At 73.9% G+C, this 2,615-nt stretch carries 1 protein-coding gene; it reads left to right on the top strand.

From position 1 onward, the window contains the following. Positions 1-2,615 (top strand): type I polyketide synthase (locus ABZ956_RS30430; protein WP_361900733.1); only part of this gene is annotated, 2,615 nt, incomplete at both ends.

Consider the following 2,615-nt stretch of genomic DNA (forward strand, 5'->3'; position numbering starts at 1 on the left):
GCCGGAGCCGCGGACGGCACCGGATTCTCCGAAGGCGTCGGCATGCTCCTCGTCGAAAGACTCTCCGACGCCGAGCGCAACGGCCACCGCGTCCTCGCCGTGGTCCGTGGCTCCGCAGTCAACCAGGACGGCGCGTCCAACGGCCTCACCGCCCCCAACGGACCGTCCCAGCAACGCGTCATCCGCGCCGCACTGGCCAACGCGGGTCTGTCGGCGGCCGACGTCGACGCCGTGGAGGCACACGGCACCGGCACCACCCTGGGCGACCCCATCGAGGCCCAGGCACTCCTCGCCACCTACGGCCAGGACCGGGAACAGCCCCTCCTCCTCGGCTCCATCAAGTCCAACATCGGCCACACCCAGGCCGCCGCCGGCGTCGCCGGCGTCATCAAAATGGTGCTGGCGATGCGGCACGGCGTGCTGCCCCAGACCCTCCACGTCGACGAACCCACCCCGCACGTCGACTGGACCGCAGGCGCGGTCGAACTCCTCACCGAGCAGGCGGAATGGCCCGGGGCCGACAGGCCGCGGCGGGCCGGCGTGTCCGCGTTCGGCGTGAGCGGCACCAACGCCCACGTCGTCCTGGAGCAGGCTCCGCAGGCACCGGCCGCGCCCGTGGTGGAGCGGGCCGGGCTGCCGGTGGTGCCGTGGGTGCTCTCGGGTGAGGGCGAGGCCGCGCTGCGTGCGCAGGCCGAGCGGCTGCGGTCGTTCGTCGAGGCCGACCCGGGCCTCGATCCGGTCGATGTGGCCTGGTCGTTGGCGTCCACGCGCGCGGCGCTGTCGCACCGCGCGGTGGTCGTGGGCGCGGACCGCGACGAGCTGCTCAAGGGCCTGGATTCGCCGGCCGCCGGTGTTCCGGTGCCCGGCGGGCTGGGTGTGCTGTTCGCCGGTCAGGGTTCCCAGCGGCTGGGTATGGGCCGGGAGCTCTACGCCGCGTTCCCGGTGTTCGCGCGGGCGTGGGACGAGGTGTGCGCGGAGCTCGACGCGCATCTCGACCGGCCGCTCGCCGAGGTGGTGTGGGGCGAGGACGCCGGTCTGCTGGGCGAGACGGTCTTCACACAGGCCGGTTTGTTCGCTCTCGAAGTGGCGTTGTTCCGTCTGGTGTCCTCGTGGGGCGTCAAGCCCGACTATCTGCTCGGTCATTCGATCGGCGAGCTGGCGGCCGCGCATGTGGCGGGCGTGTGGTCGCTGCCGGACGCGGCGAAGGTGGTCGCGGCGCGTGGCCGGCTGATGCAGGCGCTTCCGGCCGGCGGGGCGATGGTGTCCGTCGCGGCACCGGAGGCCGACGTCGTGCCGCTGCTGGACGAGCGGGTGGCGATCGCCGCCGTGAACGGCCCGTCGTCGGTGGTGGTGTCCGGTGACGAGGACGCGGTGCGGTCCGTCGTCGACGCGATGACGCTGCGCGGGGTGAAGACGCGCAGGCTGCGGGTCAGCCACGCGTTCCACTCGCCGCGGATGGACGACATGCTGGCCGAGTTCGGCGACGTGCTCCAGAGTGTGGAGTTCCGCGCCCCCGGCATTCCCGTGGTCTCGAACGTCACTGGCGCGGTGGCCGGGGAGGAGCTGTGCTCGCCGGAGTACTGGGTGCGTCATGTCCGCGGGACCGTACGGTTCGCCGACGGGCTGGGCGCGCTGCGCGCGTCGGGTACGGCGACGTTCCTGGAGCTGGGCCCCGACGGCTCGCTGTCGTCGCTGGCCGACGGTGACGGGGTTCCGGCGCTGCGGCCCGGCCGCCCGGAGGCGGCCACGCTGATGACGGCGCTGGGCGGGCTGTTCGTCCGGGGCATCGACGTGGACTGGTCGACGGTGTTCCCGGGGGCCCGGCAGGTGGACCTGCCGACGTACGCCTTCCAGCGCGAGCGCTACTGGCTGCGCGCGGCCCGGCAGCTGCCGGACACCGACCGGTGGCGGTACAAGCTCACATGGACGCCGGTCACCGGCCTTCCCGCGACGGCCGGGCCGGGGCTGTCCGGCACCTGGTGGGTGATCACCGAGCCGGGTGACGGGTCGGGCGTGCCTTGCGGTGCGGACGTGGTCGCCGCGCTGAGCGCGGCCGGGGCCGACGTACGCAGGATGACGGTCGCGGAGCTGACCGGGACCCCGGTCGCCGCTTCGGACCTGGCTCCGGTCGCGGGCGTGGTGTCCTTGCTGACGGTCGAGGCGACGGTCACGCTCGTGCAGGCCCTCGGCGCGGCCGGGGCCTACGCACCGCTGTGGTCCGTCACCCGTGGCGCGGTCCACGTGGTCGACGGTGACGTGGTGGATCCCCACCAGACCGAGGTGTGGGGTCTGGGCCGCGTGGTCGCCCTGGAACACCCCGATCGCTGGGGTGGTCTGATCGATCTGCCCGCGACGCTGGACGAGTGTGCCGAGGCATTGCTGGCGGGCGTCCTCTCCGGCGCCACCGGCGAGGACCAGCTCGCGATCCGCCCCGCCGGCGTGTGGGGTTGCCGCTTGAGCCGTGTGGCTCCGGCAGCGCACGAGCCCGCTGCATGGCGTGGCCGGGGTGCCGCGCTGATCACCGGTGGTACGGGCGCCCTGGGCGGCCATGTCGCCCGCTGGCTGGCGGGCACCGGCGTGGAGCACATCGTGCTCACCGGCCGCCGGGGCACCGA

It is taken from the genome of Streptomyces sp. NPDC046261 (genome assembly GCF_040646235.1).
In the GTDB taxonomy this organism is placed as follows: Bacteria; Actinomycetota; Actinomycetes; order Streptomycetales; family Streptomycetaceae; genus Streptomyces.